We start from the raw sequence: 20,945 nt of genomic DNA, 5'->3' as shown, positions 1-20,945 counted from the left end.
TACTGCAACCGTGACAGCGGCTTAGAAGCCGTTTTGCAGGTTTGCTTGTTTGCCCAGGTACTCCCGGGCCCTCGCAACCTCCGCTGCCGGTATCTCTGGCGCAGCGTTTCCCCAACTGTTGCGCACGTAGGTCAGCACCGCAGCAATGTCGGCATTGCTGAGCTTCCAGTCGAACGAAGGCATGCCGGCACCGGTGACATTTGCCTCGGTGATCGCGGCTCTGCTGCCGGCCAGTACCGTTGTCACCAGGTTGGAGTGGCTTGCTGCACGAATCCCCGGATTGTCGGCGAAGCCGGTAACCATGCCAGGGATGCCCTCACCGCCGACATTGTGGCAGGCCATGCAGTTGTGCTCATAAACGGCGGCACCACGGCGCATGACTGGCGTCGCTTGAGCAAGCGCTTCGGGCTTGGCGGCCTGCGAACCTGGCAGTGAATGCAGGTATTCGGCAATCGCTGCCAGGTCATGATCATTTAAATACTGGCTCGAAAACGCGATGACTTCGGCCATCGTGCCTGATGCCACTGCCTGGTGGTTGCTGCCAGTCTTGAGGTACTGCTGGATCTGCTCGGCGCTCCAGGCCCCTAGACCGTGGTATCGATCCCCGGTGATTTCGGGTGCATGGCTGCCGGCTACATCTGCACCTTGCAGGTAGCGGCCAGTATCGCCGCCGAGCAGGTTCTTCGGTGTGTGACACGAGGCACAATGGCCAGCACCGTCTACCAGGTAACGGCCGCGGTTCCATTGTTCAGACTGCGATGGGTCGGCCTGGAACGGTGAGTTGTCGAAGAACAGCAGGTTCCACCCGTGCATCGCCAGGCGGATGTTGTACGGGAAGCCCAGCGTGTTCTGCTTTGCCGGCTGCTCGACAGGTTGCAGTGAGCGTATATAGGCCCATAAGTCGTGCATGTCATCGTCTTTGAAGCGCACGTAAGCGTTGTAGGGCATGGCCGGGTACAACAGCTGCCCATCCTTGTGCTTGCCGTGGCGCACGGCCCGGAAGAAGTCGCGCTCGGTCCAGTGGCCCAGGCCGGTGTTGAGGGCAGGGGTTATGTTGGTTGAATAGATCACCCCGAACGGCGTCTGCAAACCATAACCGCCGGCGAACGGCTTGCCGCCCGGAACACTGTGACAAGCGGCGCAGTCACCCTGAATCGATACATAGGCACCGCGGGCGATAGCGGCCGGGTCGGCGGGGCTGGCTTGGGCTGCCGTGACCTGGTCGTCGGCGACGTCATCGGCAGCGGTATTGTTGTTGCTGTACAGGGCGGCGCCCAGCCCCACCAGTGCCAGCGAGGCGACAGTCGCTACCAGCAGTTTTTTCTTGCTCATGCCAGCTCTCCTCATGCTTGTACCAATGGGCCAGGGTTTTTCAGGTAGTGCTCGAGGATCGCCTTGGCGGTCCACAACGCCAGCGCACCAATGGTCACGGTGGGGTTATAGCCGCCGTTATTGGGGAACGATGAAGCGCCAAGCACGAACACGTTGTGCGCGGCCCAGGATTGCTGATAGCGGTTCAGTGCGCTGGTGGTGGGGGCGGTGCCCATGACCACACCGCCGTTGGTGTGCGACGAGTCATTGGCGCGAAATGGCGTGTAGTGGTCTGCAGCGAAGTTGTAGGACTCGATATGCTGGCCTCCGACAGCCTTGGCGATCTGCTCGCACTTTTGCCGGATGAACTCACCTGAGCGTTTGTCGTTGAGGTTGTAATCGAACGTCATGCGCATCAGCGGTCGACCGTAGTTGTCCTTGTAGGTCGGGTCCAGGTCGAAGTACATGTCTTCATGCGCGTAGCTGGTGCCTTGGCCCTGGATCATCGCCCAGTTCTGGTAGCTGTGGCGGAACGCCTGCTTCCACCCCTTGCCCCAGGCCGGGGCGCCTTTGGGCAGTACGCCGGCCATGCCAATCGGCAAGCCGCTGTTGGACAACGACTGGATACCCGCACCGCCAATGAACCCCAACCCGCTGTGGTCGAAGTTGTCGGCATTGAAGTCGTCGATCTGAATCGCCAGGCAGCCGGTGTTCATGAACGGATTGAGGTGTGCGTTCTCGAACCACAGGTAGGCATACGAAAGGGTCTGGAAGCTGTAGTTGCGCCCGATCACCCCGCGTCGTGTGCGCGGGTCGTAAGGCTCGCCGATGCCCGAGAGCAGCATCAGGCGCACATTGTCGAGTTGATAGGCAGCGACGATGACGATGTCGGCAGGTTGTTCGCCACGCACGCCGTTCTTGTCGACGTAGCTGACGCCGGTTGCGGTCTTGCCATCGGGCGACTTGTTGATATGCAGGACTTCGGTCTCGGTCAGCAGCTCGAAGGTGGAGTGGCGCATCAATGCGGGCACGACGCAGGCGTTGGGGCTGCTCTTGGACCAGTTGCCGCAGCCGAACAGCTGGCAGTAACCGCAATAGGTGCAGGGCCCCATACGGACACCCAGCGGGTTGACGTAGGCCTGGGATATCGTTCCGGCAGGCACAGGGAACGGGTGATAGCCCATCTGCGTAGTCTTCTCGCTGAAGATGTCGTTCCAGTGGCTCGGGACCAATGGCGGCGTAGGGAATTCACGGCTGCGTGAGCCCTCGAACGGGTTGCCGCCGGGCATGACCACGCCTTGGATGACACCTGCCTTGCCACTCGTGCCGGCAATGCGCTCGAAGCGATCGTAGAAAGGCTCCAGTTCCTGGTAGGTGACACCCCAGTCCTGCACCTGCAGGCCAGGCAGCAAGTGGCCCTTGCCGTAACGCTCCACGGTCTTGCTGTAAGGCTCGAAGTCGAACGGGTTGAAGCGCCAGGAGGCTGCGGCCCAGTGCGTGCCTGCGCCACCCACATTGTTGCCGAGGGTGAGGTTGCTCCACTCGCGAACGGGCAGCGCCTCCTGACGGGCGTTGTTGCGTACGGTGTAGGTTTCCTGGCGCGGTGCCTGAAGAATTTCCCTGCGCGTTGCCCAGCGCAGCTCGTCGGTGTCCACCGAGGGTGGAAAGTCGGTGGCGGTGTCACGCCAGGCGCCGCGTTCGATGGCGACTACCCGCAGCCCAGCCCTGGCCAGTTCCTCTGCAATCACCGAGCCCGACCAGCCCAGGCCGATGACAACCACGTCCGCTTTAGGTCTTGTTGTTTTCATGCGTGTTCCTTGGTTCGCGCGCAGCCGGGCGCCAGCAGATGCCGTGACCGCCCTGCGCGAAGGGTGTGCGATAGGCTGTGTTCCCGGTCAGACTGCCTTGTCGAGAAGGCTCACTGGTTCCAGGTGGAGTGGTTGGCCCTTTTTGTGAAGGTAGGGCCGGTAGTCGTAGCGTGCCCCCGGAAAGCCGATCAAGCGCCAGCCCACCATGTTGCGGTTGCCGCCGTACATCGGGTCAGCCAGGTAACCTTCACGCACGTTCTGCAGCAGCAGGGCGAAGAAACCGGCACCCAGGGGTAATGGCAGGCGGTCCTGGCCGGCTTCCATGGCGCGAAGCAGGTCGTCCTGGCGGTCGGGGTCGAGTGCGCTGAACAGCGTGCCGTACTGGGTGCGACAGTAGTCGCCCAGACGTGCAAGGGCTTCACGGTAACGCTGGGCGGGGGTTAGCTGGAATTGCGGGCCTTGTTCGGGCGTGCCTTGCTTGTAGGGGCCAAGGCGATAGGTGCTGGCCGCCTGGCCGTAGGGGCCGGCCAGCTGGCGGTCAATAAAGACCACGCAACCCGCCTGGCTGGCACTTATGCCCAGCTCGTCTTCGGGAATGAGCCGGTCGAAGATGGCTGTCACTTCATGTGCTTCGGCAGCGGTGAAATACACCAGTGCACCCGGGGTTGGCGGCGACGGCAGCGCATCAGCCTGGGTGCCAACAGGGAAGTGGCTATCGGAACGTATCACGCCGGCGCTGGCGCTGCTGATCGCGCCAAGGGCGCTGATTTGAACAAGCGATATCAAGGCTTCACGTCTGTTCATGTCCATCATCCTCAGGACGTGCATCGACCGCAATCGGTGCCTGGCACCGCGCGATGACGCTTGAGTTATTGTTATCGGCTTGATGCAACGTGCGCCGCACACTGTGTGTTCGGCCGGGCAGGCAGGTCCCCGGCAAGTCACCGACGGGGCTGAACGTTGCTTCGAATCCAAGCGGGGCGAGTCTAGGGCTGTGACAGAACATCGCGCCACGATGCTTTTGATGGGTTTCCTTCAAAATTTTCGCAGGCTACTCTTGCGCGACTTATCGAACGCTGGATCACGGGGTAGGGCAGGTATGTCTTCAGAGGGCAAAGGGCAGGGGCGTGCGGCAGTCACCTTGAGCGACGTGGCTCGTTTGGCCGGAGTTGCGCCCATGACGGTATCGCGCTATCTCAACCAGCCGGAAACCGTGCGTGAGCCTACCCGCCTGAAAGTACGCCGCGCCATCGAGCAAACCGGCTATGTGCACAACCGCCTGGCCGGTTCGCTGAAGTCCAGCCGGACTCGGCTGGTGGCGGTAGTGGTGCCGATGGTAACCAACCCGATTTTTTCCGACGCGTTCCAGGCGATCAACGAGCGCCTGGCCAAGGCTGGGTATCAGGTGCTGTTGGGCGTCTCGGGTTACCAGAGTGAGCAGGAGCAGGAGTTGCTTGAGGTGATCCTCAGCCGTCGCCCGGACGGCATCATCCTCACCGGCACCCTGCATACCACCACCAGCCGCAACCGTCTGCGGGCTGCGGGCGTGCCGGTAGTGGAAACCTGGGATTTGTCAGCCGAACCGATCGATATGCTGGTCGGGTTTTCCCATGAGCAGGCGGGCCGCGACGTTGCTCGGCATCTGCTTGGCCAAGGCTATCGGCATTTCGCCCTGTTCGCTGTCGATGACCCACGCGGTTTGCGGCGCGCTGACAGCTTCAGCCAGGCGCTGGCCGAGGAGGGGTTCACTGACCTGCACCGGCGCACCTGGCAAGGCTTGCCGTCGCTGGCGCAGGGGCGCGAGGGGCTGAGCGCCTTGTTACAGGCTTTGCCTGGCGATGCCAACGAGCCCTTTGTGGTGGTGTGCACCTCCGACACCATTGCTCAGGGTGTGCTCACTGAAGCCGCTGCCCGTGGCATCCGCGTGCCGGATCAGCTGGCGGTAATGGGGTTCGGTGACATGGCATTCGCGGCTCATACCTTTCCCGCCTTGTCCACGGTCAGGATCGACGGCACGCTCATGGGGCAGACAGCCGCAATGATGCTTTTGGAGCGCTTGCAGGGTGATGGCGTGTCGTTGAAAACGGTCGATATCGGCTTTGAGCTGGTGAAGCGCGATAGCACTGTCTAGCGGGATCCAGCGCTGCTTCGTGGTGTAAAGGTAACGTTATCAGATCGACATTTTTTTAATTAATAACTCAAATGCTCTTGTCCATCCTGATGCAATGCGCTAGGTTTTTTAGCGGAAATGGTAACGATACCATTTGGCTGGAATGGATTCAGGATAAGAACAATGTCCAAGATAACCTGCGTTAGAACCCTGCGCCTGCCCGAGCGCCCCAAGCTGATATGGCTGGAGATCGAAACCGATGAAGGGCTTATCGGCCTGGGCGAAACCTTTCGCGGTGCTGCCACTGTAGAAGCTGCGATACACGAACTCATTGCGCCAGGTCTGATCGGCAGGGATTCGCGGCAGATCGAGGCCATCGCCCTGGAACTCAGCAACCCGTACATCGGCTACCACAGCGCAAGCGCTGAAATCCGCGCCGCCAGCGCGGTGGACATCGCCCTGTGGGACCTCAAGGGCCAGCGTCATGGTGTGCCTATCCACGAAGCCATGGGCGGTGCCTGCCGCGAGCGGATTCGTGTGTACAACACCTGCGCCGGCTATGACTTCAACACTCAGCAAGGCGCACGCCGCGAGATCACTGCGGCCGATCGTGCGCAGGGCCCCTACGACGATCAACTGGCCTTCAGCCGCGATGCCGGCGCCCTGGCGATCAGCCTGGTGGAAGAGGGCTACACGGCCATGAAAATCTGGCCGTTCGACCCGTTTGCCCGCCAGCAGGGGGCCAACAGCATCAGCCTTGAAGAGGTGCGCAAAGGCTGTGAGGCGTTCCGCCAGATTCGCCAGGCTGTGGGGGATCGCATCGAAATCATGTGCGAGATGCACAGCCTCTGGGACAGCACTGCAGCCCTGCGTATCTGCCAGGCACTGGAGGCCTTCGATGTGTACTGGGTGGAAGACCCGCTGTGCAAAATGGACGATACCCAGGCCCTGGCCGACCTGCGCAACCGTACCCGGGTGCCGATCTGCGCCAGCGAGACACTCGGCGGCAGCACTGCCTACCGCGACCTGCTCAACGCCGGCAGCCTCGATTATCTGATGCTGGACCTGGTGTGGTGCGGTGGTTTCACCGAGGCACGCAAGATTGCCGCGTTGGCCCAGGCCTACAACAAGCCGCTGGCACCGCATGACTGCACCGGGCCCGTGGCGCTGTACGCCGGCCTGCACCTGGGGCTGCATGCACCCACTGCCGTGCTGCAGGAGGTCGTGCGCGCGTCGCTGTCGACCTGGTATGGCGAATTGGTGACCCAGGTGCCGCAGATCGAAGCGGGCTTCGCGCTCGCGCCGACTTTGCCGGGACTGGGGACGGCGCTGCGGCCGGAAATCCGGCGGCGGGCGGACGCAATCATCCGAGAAACCCACTGCTGAGTGGTTGCGGTGCAGCAACTTGACTGCGCCGCCAATCCGCCATCGAGAATACAATGAAAAAAACACATTCTCTGCGCCGTTTTTTTGCCGAACATCGCCGCTACGAAGTCATCATCCTGCTGTTCGTGATGATGATCATCAACCAGGGCGACCGCGCCACGCTGTCCATCGCCGGCGCCAGCCTGGCCGACGAAATGGGTTTGGGGCATGCCCAGATGGGCTGGCTGTTCTCCGCCTTTGCCTGGGCCTACATGCTACTGCAACTGCCCGGTGGACTGGCCATTGACCGGTTCGGCAGCATCCGTGTGCTGGGCCTGGCGATCGTCGCCTGGTCGGTATTCACCGGCCTGATTGGCACGGTGGCGATGATGCCGGTAGGGCTCGCGTTTTTCGCCGTGTTCATCCTGCGCTTCATGGTCGGTGCGGCCGAGGCCCCGTGCTTTCCTGCCAACAGCAAGATCGTTTCGATGTGGTTTCCCACTGCCGAGCGCGGTACTGCAACGGCGATCTTCAATTCCTCACAGTATTTCGCAGCGGTAGTCTTCACACCGCTGCTGGCCTGGATATCCACTCGCTGGGGCTGGCCGTGGGTGTTCTACGTGATGGGCCTCGCCGGCGTGCTCATGGGGTTGGTGTTCATCCGCCGAATCAAAGCGCCGGTCGAGCATCCCTCCATCACACCTTCGGAGCTGGAGGCCATGCGCGTCGGAGGCGCCAGCCTGCGAGAGCATGCGGCCAGCCGCCCGCAGGCAGGGGGCTGGAACCAGACCTGGGAACGTGCCCGCGGCTTACTCAGGCAGCGCATGTACCTAGGGATCTACCTGGCCCAATTCTGCATCAGTACCTTGACGTTTTTCTTCCTCACCTGGTTCCCCGTGTACCTGGTGCAGCAGCGTGGGCTGTCGCTGCTCGATGCCGGGTTGCTCGCCGCAGTGCCGGCGATCTGCGGCTTCGTGGGGGGAATCACCGGGGGCATGGCGTCCGACTGGATGCTGCGCAAAGGCATGTCGTTGACCCTGGCGCGCAAGCTGCCGATCTTCATCGGCATGGCGCTGTCGATGAGCATGATCTTGTGCAACTACGTGGACACCAACCTGCTGGTGGTGCTGTTCATGGCGCTGGCGTTCTTCGGCAAGGGCGTGGGCGCCCTGGGTTGGGCAATCATCGCGGACGTCTCGCCCAAGGACAGCATTGGCATGAATGGCGCCATCTTCAATACCTTCGGCAGCCTGGCCGGCATCGTCACACCGGTGGTGATTGGCTACATGGTGCAGTCGATGAACTCGTTCAACGGCGCTTTGATCTACGTCGCCCTGAATGCCGTCGGTGCGTTCGTCAGCTACCTGGTGATCGTCGGCCCGCTGCGCCGCCCAGACGAGGGCGCCAACGGCCAGGATGATGCGCGATCCGGCCCGTCTCTCAACGCTGCGGCTGCCAATTGATACCCGCTGTGGCCACATTACTGACAAGGACAACAATAATGTACAAGAGCAGAAAGCTGTTCCGCGCCTTGAGCCTGGCAACGTGCCTGACCGGCCTGGCCGGCACCCCGCAGGCACACGCCAGCCAGTGGCCGGCCATGGGCCCCGCGCTCACTGAAGTGGCACGCCTGGATTGGCTGTGCAATGCGGTGGCGCTGACCTCTGACGGTCGCCTGTTCGTCGGCCTGCCGCGCTGGCCGGGGTTCGAGAAAACCCCCTCCATTGCTGAGGTCATGCCTGATGGCAGCCTCAAGCCCTTCCCAGGCGGGCAGTGGAACGACTGGGCGCCGGGCAAGCCAAGTGCGGCCGCGCTGGTAAAGATCAACACCATCCACATCTTCGACGATGACACCTTGTGGGCGATCGACCAAGGCGAGGATGCAGGCCCTGAAGGCATCAATCCCGGGCAGAAGATCCTCCAGTTCGATACCCGCAGCGGCAAGCTGTTGCGCAGCATCAGCCTACCCGCCAGCGTGCTGCCGGCTGGCGCGAACCTCAATGATTTGCGCCTGGACAGCGAACACGCCTATGTGACCGACTCCGGCCTGGGTGGGGTCATCGTCGTCAACTTGCGCACCGGTGACGCTGTCAGGCGGCTGGCGGGGCACCCGTCGACGCAGATGATTCCAACCCGACGGCCAATCGGTGAAGACGGCCATGTGTTGTTGCTGCCGGACGGCAGTGATCACCAGGTGCACTCAGACCCCATCGAGATCAGTCCCGATGGCCAGTGGCTCTATTACCAGCCGCTGAGCGGGCCATTGTGGCGGGTACCGACCGCCGGCCTGCGTGACCCAGGGCTGAGCGATGAGGCGTTGGGCAAGCAAGTGCAGTTCGTCTACAACACCAACCCGCTCACCGGCACCGCAATCGACAGTGCCGGCAATATTTACATGGGCGAGTACGACAAGCCTCGGGTCACCGTCTACTCGCCGGATGGCACCCTGCGCGTTGTCGCGGAGGACGAGCGCTTGGCCAATCCCGACGCGATGATCATTTCCGACCAGCGCGAGCTGTATATACCGGTTCCGCAGAGTGCCCGCATGGCGTCTAACCGTGGGCCGGGCGGAAAGGATGCGCTGCAGTTGCCATTCAAGATCTACAAGCTGCAGCTGCCCAAAAACCTTGGCGATCGGGAGAAAGTCCCTGGACTGGTCGGCAAACCGTTAGCCACCACACGTTGAGCCCCCGGGCAGGTGTTGCGGCGCCTGCCAACCCTGCACCTTTCACACCCATGATCCAGCGGCCGTCATTGGCGGCCGCAGGGTGCCTACGCCTGCGCAAAAGGCCCCCATACATTTTCCAAGCCTGCCTGTGCAATGGCGCACAGGTCGTAAACCCAGGAGTTGTAACCATGAAAACAAAAAACAGCATGGCCGCTTTGAGCTTCGCCTTCATCGCTTCCGCTTTCACCCATGTGCAGGCGGCTAATGCGCCGAGTACTTCAGTGGTCACCCAGGAAAACCTGTCGACCGCTGCGGCCCAGCAGTTGGCCGAACGCGCAACCGAGATGGCCCGCAGCCGCAGCATGAACATCTGTATTGCCGTGACCGACGCCGACGGGCATCTGCTGGCCTTTACCCGCATGCAGGGCGCTTACGCCGGTTGCGTCGAAGCGTCGATCGCCAAGGCCAAGTCTGCAGCGCGCTTTGCCATCAATACCATCACCTTCTACGACCTGGCGCGAAAAGAGAACCTGGCCATCGGCACCATTCCGGGCATCCTGCCAGCGGTGGGCGGCGTAGTGGTCAAGCATGACAACAACGTGATTGGCAGTGTGGGCATCAGCGGCGCGACAGACCTGACCGAACAGAAACTGGCTGAAGACGTGGCGGCCACGTTCCATTGAGGCAGCGGCCTCCGGTGTTGCTGGGGGCCGTATTTGACCTGCACTTTGTCTGCAAGGAATCGAACATGAGCTTGTCACGTTTACTGTTAAGCGCCGCTGTCGCGGGAGCCTTGCCTCTGGCCAGCGCCGCCGATACACCTGAGCCATTGCTTGGCACGGCGAACCTGTCGCTGGCCGGAGCCTCCGCGCTGCTGGACCGGGCAGTTGCCAAGGCGATTGGCGAAGGGTTGCACCCATGCATCGCGATCACCGATGCCAGCGGTTACCTGCTGGCGTTCAAACGCATGGATGGCGCGGCGCCGGGGTGCGTCGAGGCAGCCATCAAAAAAGCCAACTCGGCCGCAATCAACGATGTCGACACGGTGGTGTTCTACGACATGGCGCGCAAGGACAACCTGCAACTGGGCAGCATCCCGGGCATCCTGCCGGCGGTAGCGGGCCTGGTGATACGCCAGCAGGGCCAGCGCGTCGGCGGAATGGGAGTGGCGGGTGGTGCCAGTGATGCCCAAGAGCAGCGCTTTGCCACCGAAGTCGTTCGCGCCTTCGAAAAAACGCTGCCTGCTCCGCAACCCCTCAAGGAGACCCATCCATGAACAGTGCCACCCTGCGTCTTGACCCTGTCGATGGCGCTTCTGCCAGCGATTATGGCCTCCTGAAGCCTTCGACCATGCCTCACTCGCTCAGCGTGGCGGGGCTGGCGGCTACGCTGCTGGCCGCTGTCTACTGTGGCTGGGGCAACCATACGTTGCCAGATTTCGCAGCCTGGTCCAGCACCTTCTGGATGGGTGTGGCCTTGCTCAGCGCCGTAATGATCACACCCAGGGTGTTCGCGCCTGGCTACCTGTTGTCGCTGCTGCCGTTTCTGCTCGCCTGGCGCGTCGCGGCCATGAATGACGCGCAGGTAATGGTGTGGGTCGCGAGTATCGCCGCCATTCCGATCTTTCTACAGTTCGTGGACTGTGCCTTCAGCGACCTGCGCCGAGACCGCTCCAAGCCAGGTGCGTGGTTGGGCACCTTGTTGTGGCAGGCGACGCTCGTGCGCATGTACTTCGGCTTGAACGAGCTCTGCCACAGCGCTGAAAAGATCTTTGCCGGCATGGGCTGGTTTCATAAGCTCGAAGCGGGCTTCCAGGGTTTCGGCCTGGGGGAAATGGCTGCGGCATTCGTGATTCTGGGCGGTTTGATCGAGTTCGCCAGTGCAGTCAGTGTCGGTCTTGGCCTGTTTGCCAGGCTGGGCGCGTTCGTCAGCCTCATCTACTTCCTGGTGGCCACCGTCGGTTTTGGTGGGGAATGGAGCCGCGGTTACGCGTGGGCCTCGGCAGGCGGTGGTGGTTGGGAGTACGTGATGCTGCTGATGATCGTGTTCGGCGGGGTGATGATGACGGGCGCCGGGAAGTTTTCACTGGACGGCTGGTTGTTGCATCGTCGGCTTATCCCGCGGCGGTTTGTACCCTTGGCGGTCAACAAGCAAGGGCAGGGCTGAGCTCGACGGCAGTAGGCTAAAACCGGGCAGGCATGGCAGACTGCCCGCTTTAAGTAACTGGATGTTGCAAGGTGGACAAGATCGAGCGTCGCCAGCGCATGGCCGATGTTGCCCGTCAGGCAGGGGTCAGCCTGAGCACCGTGGACCGCGTGTTGAACGAACGCGGCAGTGTCTCCGACAGTAAGCGCCGCAAAGTGCTGCAAGCGGCGCAGGCTCTAGGGCTCAAGCGCTTACTGCCATCGCCGGTGCACGGTCTGCTGCGTTTCGACCTGCTGATGGTCGACAGTGCAACCGATCACTTCCAGCGGCTGACGGCAGCGTTCGTTCAGCAGGCGCAGATGCACCGCTCGCGCCTGGTCCTGCAGCGCCAAGTCTGGCAAGAGCGAGATCCGCAGCAGTTGCTGGCGTTGATCAATAAGCCCAAGGTGCCGCGCCAGGGCATGATCGTGGTGGCTCAGGACACCCCTGAAGTACGCGCTGCGCTGAAGGCGCAAATGGATGCCGGCGTTCCGGTGGTGCTGCTGACCAGCAGCCTCTCGGGGCTGACGGGCGCAACCTATGTCGGCATCGATAACCACAAGGCCGGCCGTGCCGCCGGCCGGCTGATGAGCCAGTGGGTCCGCCCGGGTCAGGGCCCGGTATTGCTGGTGACCAATTCGCTGCTGTACCACGCTCATCAGCAGCGGGTTCAAGGGTTTCTCGAAGTCATGGGCGAACGGGCGCCGAACGTCGCGGTGCTTGGGCCGTTGGAATGCTTTGATGATGACGACCTGAACGCGGCGACACTCAGCGAATACGCCAGCCAGGCTGCGCCAATCGCCGGGTTGTATACCACGGGCAGTGGATCGACCGGAGTGCATCGCGGGCTGAAGCGTTTCAAGGCAAGCCCTGTCTGGATCAGCCATGAGGCGACGCATCAGCATGCCGCGATGCTCGCCGAAGGGGTGCTGTCGTTGGTACTCGACCAGGACCCTGAAGGGCAGGCAGAAGCCGCCATCCAGCAACTGCTCTACGCCAACGGTGACCTGGCCGCGCCCCCGCAAGTGCACCCACAGCTGCGTATAGTGATCGACGAGACCGTTGATTCTGTCCGACCCTGATGGTGTTTTGACGTAAACACGTCAAAGCCTCAATGGCGTGGCGTAATGTCGCGCCCTACACTGGCGCCCGCCGTGATTGGCAGGTCGCCAGGTACACCTCCCAGCATCCCGCGCTTTTCGTTCGCCCACTGCATCCCCATCGCTTCGACGTGCTCATCCGTGCGCGCCGTGTGCCTTTGTGCGCCCGAAAAACCGCTACCTGCCCACGGTCCCCCGTGATTGTCGATAAGGAGAATTCCATGAAGCGTAGGGACGCCTTGCGTTCTATGGGTGCGCTGTTCGCCGCCGCAGGCCTTGCCAAGGTCGGTGCGGTGGAACTCAAGTCGGTGCCCTCAGAAACCGGCTTGACCCGCGAAATGCTGCCGTCACCGGTCATGAGCGGCGGCCAGGGCAACGTGTTCAAAGGCCAGGCTCGCGCCACCCTGACGGCGGTGTTCGACCGCTTGATCCCCCAAGACCAGCTTGGGCCATCGGCCAGTGAAGCGGGGTGCGTGGACTTTCTCGATGCCCAGATGAATGGGCCCTATGGTGAGTCGAAAGACCTCTATCTGGACCAGCCGCTGCGCGCCGACGAGTCGCAACTGATGGGCCTGACCATCAGCCTGCGCACCCGCCGCGACTACACCCTGGCTGGGCTCGCGTTCATTGACCGGCACGCCCGGGCGCGCCATTCCAAACCCTTCGCCGAGCTCGAAGGCGAGCAGATGGACGCTGTGCTGTCTGATCTGGAGGCCGGCAAGCTCGATTGGGAAGGCAAGGGCAGCAGCAACCGGCTGTTCGAGTTCCTGCTGATGAGCGTGCGTGAGGGCTACTTCTCCGACCCGCTTTACGGCGGCAACCGCGGGATGGTCGGCTGGAAGCTGGTTGGCTTCCCCGGTGCCCGTTACGACTACCGCCAATACATCGACCGGCGCGGTCAGGACTTGGGCCTTGAGCCCATCAGCCTGATCCCGGTGAGCTGAGCCCAGGAGATACCCATGGCAATTCAACGCAAGAAAGCTGACGTCGTGATCGTCGGCCTGGGCTGGGCCGGCTCGCTGATGGCCGAAGAACTCACTCGAGCCGGACTGGAAGTGGTGGCCATCGACCGCGGCCCCTGGCTCGACACCTCCACCGATACCCCGCCAGCGGTCGACCCGGACGAACTGCGCTGGACCATACGCCGCGAGCTGCTGCTGCAGCCAGGTGATTACACCCTGACGTTCCGCAATCAGTCAGGCCAGACCGCGGTGCCGACGCGTGAACTGAAGGCCTTCCAGATGGGCAAGTCGGTCGGTGGCGCAGGCTTCCATTGGGCCGGCATGGCCTGGCGCTTCTCCGAGTGGGACTTCCGCGTGCGCTCGGCCACGCTGGAGCGCTACGGCGCGAGCAAGCTCAAGGGCCTGGAGCAGGTGCAGGACTGGGGCATCACCTATGCCGACCTCGAGCCGTTCTACGACCGCTTCGAGCGCATCGCCGGTATTTCCGGTGTGGCTGGCAATATCAACGGCAAGCTGCAACCTGGTGGCAACCCCTTCGAAGGGCCACGCAGCCGGGAATTCCCGACGCCAGCGCTCAAAGAATCGCAGCTGATGCAGATGTACCGCGACAGCACTGCGCAAATGGGCCTGCACCCGTTCTACATCCCCGTCGCCCACGTCGGCGCGGCCTATGTGAACCCGCTCGGGGTAAGCATGGCGCCTTGCACCTACTGTGGCTATTGCATGTTCCACGGTTGCGGTAACTACTCCAAGTCTTCGCCCCAGGCCTGCGTGATCCCGGCGCTGATGCGGCGCAAGAACTTCACCCTGATCACCCAGGGTTACGTGACCAAGATCCATAAGGCTGAAGACGGCAAGACCGCCACCGGCGTGAGCTATTTCGACGAACAGGGCCGCGAAGTGATCCAGCCGGCCGATATCGTCGCGCTGTGCTCGTTCACCTATGATAACGCGCGGCTGATGATGATCAGCCAGATCGGTCAGCAGTACGACCCGGTGACCCAGACCGGCACTCTTGGCCGTGCCTACAACTACCAGACCTGCTCGGGCGCCCACGTGTGGTTCGAGGACCAGACACTCAACCCGTTCATTGGCGCTGGTGGCCTGGGTATCCAGGTCGACGACTACAACGGTGACAACTTCGATCACAGCCAGCACGACTTCATTGGCGGCGCCGGCTTGCTCACTGTTTCCCGCGAGGGCATGCCGATTGGTCGCTCCGGCCTGCTGCCGCCTGGTACCCCGCGCTGGGGTAAAGGCTTCAAGCAGAACTACCAGGACAACTACCAGAACTACGGCATCATCTTCGGCCAGGGCACCTCGATGCCGACCCGCGATGCCTACTTGTCACTGGACCCGAACTACAAGGACCGCTGGGGCACACCGCTGCTGCGCATGACCTTCGACTGGAACCAGAACGACCGCAACATGGCCCGCTTCATCGAGCAGCGCGCAGTGGACATTGGCAAGAAGATGGGTGCCAAGCACGTACAAACGTTCAATTCGGCGGCAAAGTCCTGGAGCCCGTACGACGAGAACTCCAACCACACCCAAGGCGGCATGATCATGGGCGAAGACCCGCTTACCAGCGCGGTCAACACCTACCTGCAAAGCTGGGATGCACACAACGTGTTCGTGGTCGGCGCATCGGCGTTCCCGACCAACGCGGGTTACAACCCCACCAGCACCGTCGGCGCTTTGGCCATTCGTACGGCACGCGCGATCCATGAAAAGTATCAGCACAACCCCGGTTCCCTGGTGTGAGGCCCGCGATGCTCAACAAGAAAACCGCCCTGATCGGCGGCGGCGTGCTGGCCTTGGCTGGTGCCGTGATGCTCGGCCTGGTCATCCAGGCCAACTCCACCGCACGCTCGCAGGTGGCTGACGATACGGTGCGTCTTGGCGATTTCAAGTCCACTGATGCGGCGCTGATCAAGCAGGGTGAGTATGTAATGCGGGGCGCTGACTGTGCGGCCTGCCATACGGCCAAGAGTGGCGATTTTGCCGGTGGCTATGTGATCGGCACGCCATTCGGTGATATTCAGTCGTCCAACATTACCCCCGACCGCGAAACCGGTATAGGCAACTACACCCAGCGCGACTTCTTCAATGCGGTGCGCCAGGGCCAGGGCCGTCATGGCCTGCTGTTCCCGGCAATGCCTTACACCGACTACACGCGCATGAGCGACGATGACCTGCGCGCGCTGTGGGCATTCTTCAGCACGATCGAGCCGAAGGCGCACAAAGTCGACGAGCTGGCGGGCATGAACTTCCCGTTCAACCAGCGTTTGCTGATGGCCGGCTGGAACTGGATGTTTTTCGACAACCAGCCATACGCCCCCGATCCTGGGCAAAGCGTGGAGTGGAACCGTGGCCGGTACCTGGTTGACGGGGCAGGGCACTGTGCAGCCTGCCACAGCCCGCGTAACGCCTTGGGTGGCCCGATTGCCAGCCAGGCCCTGCAGGGTGGGCTGGTAGGCACTTGGTTCGCGCCTAACATCACCAACGACCCGCACCAGGGCTTGGGGGACAGCTCGGTCGAGCAGATCGTCGACTACCTGAAAACCGGCAGTGACGGTGTGGCAGTGGCCAGTGGGCCGATGGCCGAAGCGATCGAGAACTCGACGCAGCACCTGACCGAGCAAGACCTGCGCGCCATTGCGGTTTACCTCAAGTCGTTGCCTGGCACGCCGCAACCCGCACCTCAAGCACTGGCCGCAAGCGATGCGCGCATGCAACGCGGCGGGCAAGGGTACGAGGTGCACTGTTCGGCCTGTCACGGCACTGCGGGCGAGGGTGTGAGCCATATGATCACTGGTTTCGCCGGCAACAAGGCGATCCTGGCGACCAACACCGACACGCTCACCAGCGTGGTCCTGGGGGGGGCGCGTGCGGTGCATACCCACACCTACACCACCGGTGCCGGCATGCCGGCGTTCGACTGGAAGCTCAGTGACAGCGAGATCGCCGACATCCTCACATTTGCCCGCAACAGCTGGGGCAACAGTGCCCAGCCGGTCACAGCTGCGGAAGTGACGAAGATGCGCAAGCAGCTTGAGCTGCCTGAGCAAATGCGCGCCAGCGTTCAGTAATCACCCGCGGCTGAACCTGCGGCACAGGTGGAGCACGGCCATTGGCCCTGTGCACCACCTGTGCCGCAGGCCCTTTGGCGGCGAGAGCCGCAACAGGCAGCATCCAATAACAAAGAGAACCATCAATGTCCATTTTCAAACAGCGCGTCTTGCTTGCCGCTTTGGTCTGCGCCCCGACCGTTCATGCTGCAGAGCCTTTTGCCAGCGATTCCCCTTGGGCGCTGGGCGACTGGAATGGCGCCCGCAGCGACCTGGCTCAGCAGGGCGTGGACTTCGAATTCGCTTATGTCGGCGAAATCGGTGCCAATCTTGGCGGCGGCTACAACAACGACCGTACTGCCCGTTACAGCGACCAATATTCCTTGGGCGCCCGTTTCGACCTGGAGAAACTGCTCGGCTGGCACGACGCGCGCTTCCAGCTGACCGTGGCCAACCGCAACGGCGACAACATTTCCAACGACCGCGTTGGCGACCCCCGCACCGGTACGCTCAGCTCGTCGCAGGAAGTCTGGGGCCGTGGCTCGCATTGGCGCATGACCCAGCTGTACTACCAGCAAGCGTTCTTCGATCGGCACCTGGATATCAAGGCGGGGCGCTTCGGTGAGGGTGAGGACTTCAACAGCTTTGACTGCAACTTTCAGAACCTGACTTTTTGCGGCTCGCAGGTCGGGAACTGGGGTGGCATCTGGTACAACTGGCCGATCACCCAGTGGGCGCTGCGGGTCAAGTACCAGCTCAGTCCCGAGCTGTTTGCGCAAATCGGCGCGTACGAGCAGAACCCGTCGAACACTCAGAACGACAATGGCTTCAAGCTCAGTGGCAGCGGCACCGAGGGAGCGGTGCTGCCGCTGGAACTGGTATGGCAGCCGCGCATTGACGGCCTACCGGGTGAGTACCGTGCCGGTTATTACTACAGTACGTCCAACGCCAAGGACGTGCTCAAGGACAGCCGTGGCCAGCCTGCTGTAATAAGCGGAGCAGCCTATCGCAGCGCATCGAACAAGCACGGCGTGTGGCTGGGTGCCATGCAGCAGATAACCCAGCACGCTGGTGATGCTTCACGCGGGCTGACCGTTTTTGCAATGGGCACGGCTCATGACCGTAAGACCAGCAAGGTCGATCACTACTTGTCGGTGGGCGCTATCTACAAGGGCCCATTCGATGCACGGCCAAAGGACGATGTCGGCCTGGCACTATCGGAAGTCCATGTGAACGCGGCCTACCGAAAGAATGCGGCGCTGACCAATCAGGTCAACGGGATCGATGACTACGGCAACCCCGACTATTTGCCGATCCAGGAGACCGAGTACAACGCCGAGCTGAACTATGGCATTCATCTAGCCGATTGGCTGACGGTGCGGCCGAACCTGCAGTTTGTGCGTCACCCAGGCGGGGTGAAACAGGTTGACGATGCCTGGGTAGGCGGTTTGAAGGTGCAAGCGAGCTTCTGAGTACAGCAGTGCTGGTACGCGCGCCGGGCAAGGCACAAGCCTTGCCCTGCTTGCAAGCGGGTCAGCCTTGCTGCAACAAGTGCCGTGCCGCAGCCAGGGCCTGGCTGCGGAGCGTGGCTGTATCGAGCCCGATGAGTTGGCCCCCACGTTTGACGATACGGCCGTCGGCGATCACGGTGTCGACGTCTGCTGGAGTCGCCGACTGAACGATGCACGCCACGGGATCGTTGACTGGGAACATGCCCAGCCTGCGGGTGTCGATCAGTGCCAGGTCGGCCCGCTTGCCCACAGAGATCGAACCTGTTTCCTGGCCGATGCCCATGGCATGCGCCGCCCCCTGTGTGGCCCAATGCAACGCATCCCTGGCGGTCATCAGTTGCTCATCACCGGAAGTGCCGATAGCCAGGTTGAGGCAGGTCTGCATGAGCATGAACGGGTTGGCATTACCACCCAGTATCAACGTGTCGATGCCGAGCGTGACCGGTAGTTTCGCGCGATGCAGCGCCGCCACTGGGGGCAGTCCATAGCCAACACGCATTTCAGTCAAGGGTGTGATGCACACGGTCGCGCCCGCCTGCGCGATGCTGGCCATGTCTTGTTCATCGGCGTGGGTGGCATGCACCAGCTGCACGGACGGGCTCAACAGGCCTCGGCTAGCCAGTTGTTGAATAGCCTTTTTCTCCTGCATCTGGCGGCTGACGGCAATATGGGTGGATACAGGCAGACCATGGGCTTTGGCAAATGCAAATTCTTCTTCCCAGATCGGCGCTTCGGTGCGTTCCGGGCCGCGGCTGGCCAAACCAAGATCGATACGCCGATGCGCGGAGGCCTGCAGTTGGGACTGGATACGCTCGATGTCCTTGAAGTCCATTAAGCCGGTGGCCGGCAAGTCCTGCGCGTAGCCGTACCACAGCCGCGCCCGCAATCCGCTGGAAGCCAGCGCGCGCAGTTCGGCCTGTGCGAAGTCGGGGTCGCGGATGTTGTGCGCCCAGCTGTTGACCGTGGTGATGCCCGCGTGAACGGCCTCAGCCAGCCCGAGGCGGACGCTGAGTTCGGTGAGGGCAGGGGTAAAGCGCTTGCTGGTGGCTTGCTGGCTAACAAAGAAGGCAGGCCCACCCGGAACAGGCGCGCTGTTGCGCAGCAGGCTGTTCCACAAATGCCAGTGGGTATCGATGAACCCTGGTATCACGATCATGTCCGTTGCGTCGATTACCTGGGCCTGAGAGGCGTCCAGGCCCGTGCCGAGCTGGCGGATAATGCCGTGCTCGATCAGTACGTCGGCACTGTTCATGTCGCCAAGCGCGGGATCCATGGTTGTCACAGTGGCATTGCGAATTAGCAGGCGACCAGCGCGCTCTTGTGGGAGGACGCTGGCCTGAACTGGAAGCATCAGACTGGCGCCTGCTAACGAGCCGAGTTGTAGCAATGTGCGGCGATCAATGGCCATTAAGCTTTCATCCTGGAATGTGGTGCTACAGAGTCACTTCGCCAGCGAAGCGAGCATTCGTAAATGCGACAGTGATGGTGGAGCTCGAGTTCGTTGGTGCGGCGGCGCTGGGGTGATGTGCTGATTACAGGCGGGTGTTGATCGTTTGCGAAGTAACGAATAATACTGCATTTAACATAATATGCATTATGCGAACCTACGTATTTTGCTGCTGGGCCGGAGGTGACAGATTTGAAACCAGGCCAATCTCCAAAAGCCCGAATCCGGCCATTCCTTGACCCAGGTTAACGCCACCTCACTTCCCCGTGATTAAAATGCGGGCTCCGCACCCTCACGGGGAATCTGGCATGACGATCATCGTAACCGGCGCCGCGGGCTTTATCGGTAGCAACCTCGTTCAGGCGCTCAACCAACGCAACGAAACCGAAATCATCGCTGTCGATGACCTGACTGACGGTGACAAATTCCGCAACCTGGCCTGCAGCGAAATTTCCGATTACCTGGACAAGGACGACTTCCTCGAGCGCTTCAGCCGTGGCCAGTTCGGCAAGGTGCGCGCCGTACTGCATCAAGGCGCATGTTCGAGCACCGTTGAAGCGGACGGTCGCTTCATGATGGATAACAACTACCGGTTCAGTCGTGAGTTGCTGGCGGCTGCTCAACATCAGCAGGTCCCGTTTTTATACGCATCATCGGCAGCCGTCTACGGCGCAGGCCAGGACTTTCGCGAACAACGTGAATGTGAGCGCCCGCTGAATGTTTACGGCTATTCGAAATTTCTCTTCGATCAACACGTACGCCGGCAGCTACCGGCCGCACGCAGCCAGATCGTCGGGTTGCGTTATTTCAACGTCTACGGGCCCCATGAGCAGCACAAAGGCACTATGGCGTCAGTGGCCCTGCACTGCTACAACCAGTACCAGGCCCACGGCAAAGTCAGCCTGTTCGGCAGTTATGGCGAGTACCCGAACGGTGGCCATCTGCGTGATTTCGTCTCTGTGGAGGATGTGGTCAAGGTGAACATGTTCTTCCTTGATAGCCCGCAATCCAGCGGCATCTTCAACGTAGGCAGTGGCCGCGCCCAGCCATTCAATGACGTGGCCTTGGCCGTGATCAATCGGCTGCGTGAGCGGCAAGACCAACCCCCGTTGTCACTCGAGATGGCCTTGCTCGAAGGCATTCTGGAGTACAGCGAATTTCCTGAGCATTTGCGGGGCAAGTACCAGTGTTACACCTGCGCAGACCTGAGGTGCTTGCGCGCTGCCGGCTATACGGCGCCTACATTGACTGCCCAGCAAGGCGTGGCCCGCTACTGCGATTGGTTGCAGGGTATCCAAAGCCCGTCACCGGCTCCGTTGAAGAATGCGGCGGCAGCTTGATATTGCGCATTCAAGCCCAGTCCGGGTACTTTCAGCTGCTCCTCAGGCATTTATTGGCTAAATCTTGG

The 20,945-nt window shown here is 61.8% G+C and carries 17 protein-coding genes; 13 read left to right on the top strand and 4 right to left on the bottom strand.

Going from position 1 to position 20,945, the window contains the following annotated elements; translation table 11 throughout:
* Positions 1-21: 21 nt before the first annotated feature.
* The 3 genes from ABEH27_RS09640 to ABEH27_RS09630 all read right to left on the bottom strand — a co-directional run bounded on the left by ABEH27_RS09640 (position 22) and on the right by ABEH27_RS09630 (position 3,923).
* A complete protein-coding gene (locus ABEH27_RS09640; RefSeq protein ID WP_346613358.1) occupies positions 22-1,332 on the bottom strand; it encodes a c-type cytochrome in 1,311 nt (436 codons plus the stop codon).
* An 11-nt stretch (positions 1,333-1,343) separates the two neighbouring features.
* Positions 1,344-3,119: a GMC family oxidoreductase gene (locus ABEH27_RS09635; protein WP_346613357.1), complete on the bottom strand. Its 1,776-nt coding sequence runs from the start codon at positions 3,117-3,119 to the stop codon at positions 1,344-1,346.
* An 87-nt stretch (positions 3,120-3,206) separates the two neighbouring features.
* Positions 3,207-3,923 (bottom strand): gluconate 2-dehydrogenase subunit 3 family protein, encoded by a 717-nt coding sequence (locus ABEH27_RS09630; RefSeq protein ID WP_346613356.1) that lies wholly within the window; start codon positions 3,921-3,923, stop codon positions 3,207-3,209.
* Positions 3,924-4,218: 295 nt separating this feature from the next.
* Here ABEH27_RS09630 and ABEH27_RS09625 point away from each other — a divergent pair, with 295 nt between their 5' ends.
* The 12 genes from ABEH27_RS09625 to ABEH27_RS09570 all read left to right on the top strand — a co-directional run bounded on the left by ABEH27_RS09625 (position 4,219) and on the right by ABEH27_RS09570 (position 18,051).
* Entirely contained in the window at positions 4,219-5,250 is a 1,032-nt protein-coding gene (locus ABEH27_RS09625) for a LacI family DNA-binding transcriptional regulator (protein WP_259135943.1), read from the top strand.
* Between the two features lie 162 nt (positions 5,251-5,412).
* The gene (locus tag ABEH27_RS09620; RefSeq protein ID WP_346613355.1) at positions 5,413-6,615 is read left to right on the top strand and encodes a mandelate racemase/muconate lactonizing enzyme family protein; all 1,203 of its coding nucleotides are present in this window, start codon (positions 5,413-5,415) and stop codon (positions 6,613-6,615) included.
* A 53-nt stretch (positions 6,616-6,668) separates the two neighbouring features.
* Complete coding sequence (locus ABEH27_RS09615; RefSeq protein ID WP_346613354.1) at positions 6,669-8,057, top strand: MFS transporter; 1,389 nt, start codon at positions 6,669-6,671, stop codon at positions 8,055-8,057.
* A 38-nt stretch (positions 8,058-8,095) separates the two neighbouring features.
* Positions 8,096-9,280, top strand: coding sequence for an L-dopachrome tautomerase-related protein (locus ABEH27_RS09610; RefSeq protein WP_346613353.1), 1,185 nt, complete (start codon positions 8,096-8,098; stop codon positions 9,278-9,280).
* Positions 9,281-9,450: 170 nt separating this feature from the next.
* Complete coding sequence (locus ABEH27_RS09605; RefSeq protein WP_346613352.1) at positions 9,451-9,945, top strand: heme-binding protein; 495 nt, start codon at positions 9,451-9,453, stop codon at positions 9,943-9,945.
* A gap of 65 nt (positions 9,946-10,010) precedes the next feature.
* Entirely contained in the window at positions 10,011-10,538 is a 528-nt protein-coding gene (locus tag ABEH27_RS09600; protein WP_346613351.1) for a heme-binding protein, read from the top strand.
* Positions 10,535-11,428, top strand: coding sequence for a DoxX family protein (locus ABEH27_RS09595; RefSeq protein WP_346613350.1), 894 nt, complete (start codon positions 10,535-10,537; stop codon positions 11,426-11,428). Before ABEH27_RS09600 ends, ABEH27_RS09595 begins: the two co-directional genes overlap by 4 nt.
* A 71-nt stretch (positions 11,429-11,499) precedes the next feature.
* Positions 11,500-12,528, top strand: coding sequence for a LacI family DNA-binding transcriptional regulator (locus tag ABEH27_RS09590; RefSeq protein ID WP_138736632.1), 1,029 nt, complete (start codon positions 11,500-11,502; stop codon positions 12,526-12,528).
* Between the two features lie 239 nt (positions 12,529-12,767).
* A complete protein-coding gene (locus tag ABEH27_RS09585) occupies positions 12,768-13,490 on the top strand; it encodes a gluconate 2-dehydrogenase subunit 3 family protein (protein ID WP_346613349.1) in 723 nt (240 codons plus the stop codon).
* A 15-nt stretch (positions 13,491-13,505) separates the two neighbouring features.
* Positions 13,506-15,272, top strand: coding sequence for a GMC family oxidoreductase (locus ABEH27_RS09580; RefSeq protein ID WP_346613348.1), 1,767 nt, complete (start codon positions 13,506-13,508; stop codon positions 15,270-15,272).
* Positions 15,273-15,280: 8 nt separating this feature from the next.
* Positions 15,281-16,600: a cytochrome c gene (locus ABEH27_RS09575; RefSeq protein WP_346613347.1), complete on the top strand. Its 1,320-nt coding sequence runs from the start codon at positions 15,281-15,283 to the stop codon at positions 16,598-16,600.
* Positions 16,601-16,725: 125 nt separating this feature from the next.
* Positions 16,726-18,051: a carbohydrate porin gene (locus ABEH27_RS09570; RefSeq protein WP_346613346.1), complete on the top strand. Its 1,326-nt coding sequence runs from the start codon at positions 16,726-16,728 to the stop codon at positions 18,049-18,051.
* A 61-nt stretch (positions 18,052-18,112) separates the two neighbouring features.
* On the opposite strand, the gene ABEH27_RS09565 is transcribed toward ABEH27_RS09570, so the two are convergent.
* Positions 18,113-19,498, bottom strand: coding sequence for an amidohydrolase family protein (locus tag ABEH27_RS09565; RefSeq protein ID WP_346613345.1), 1,386 nt, complete (start codon positions 19,496-19,498; stop codon positions 18,113-18,115).
* A gap of 347 nt (positions 19,499-19,845) precedes the next feature.
* Between ABEH27_RS09565 and rfaD the strand changes: the two genes are divergently transcribed.
* Positions 19,846-20,877 carry an ADP-glyceromanno-heptose 6-epimerase gene (gene rfaD, locus ABEH27_RS09560; RefSeq protein ID WP_346613344.1) on the top strand — a complete coding sequence of 344 codons (1,032 nt, stop codon included), beginning with the start codon at positions 19,846-19,848 and terminating at the stop codon, positions 20,875-20,877.
* Positions 20,878-20,945: the final 68 nt, after the last annotated feature.

Origin of the sequence: Pseudomonas sp. P39-UII1, from assembly GCF_039672635.1 — a bacterium.
Lineage (GTDB): Bacteria > Pseudomonadota > Gammaproteobacteria > Pseudomonadales > Pseudomonadaceae > Aquipseudomonas.
This window is presented reverse-complemented; position numbering and strand designations above follow the sequence as displayed.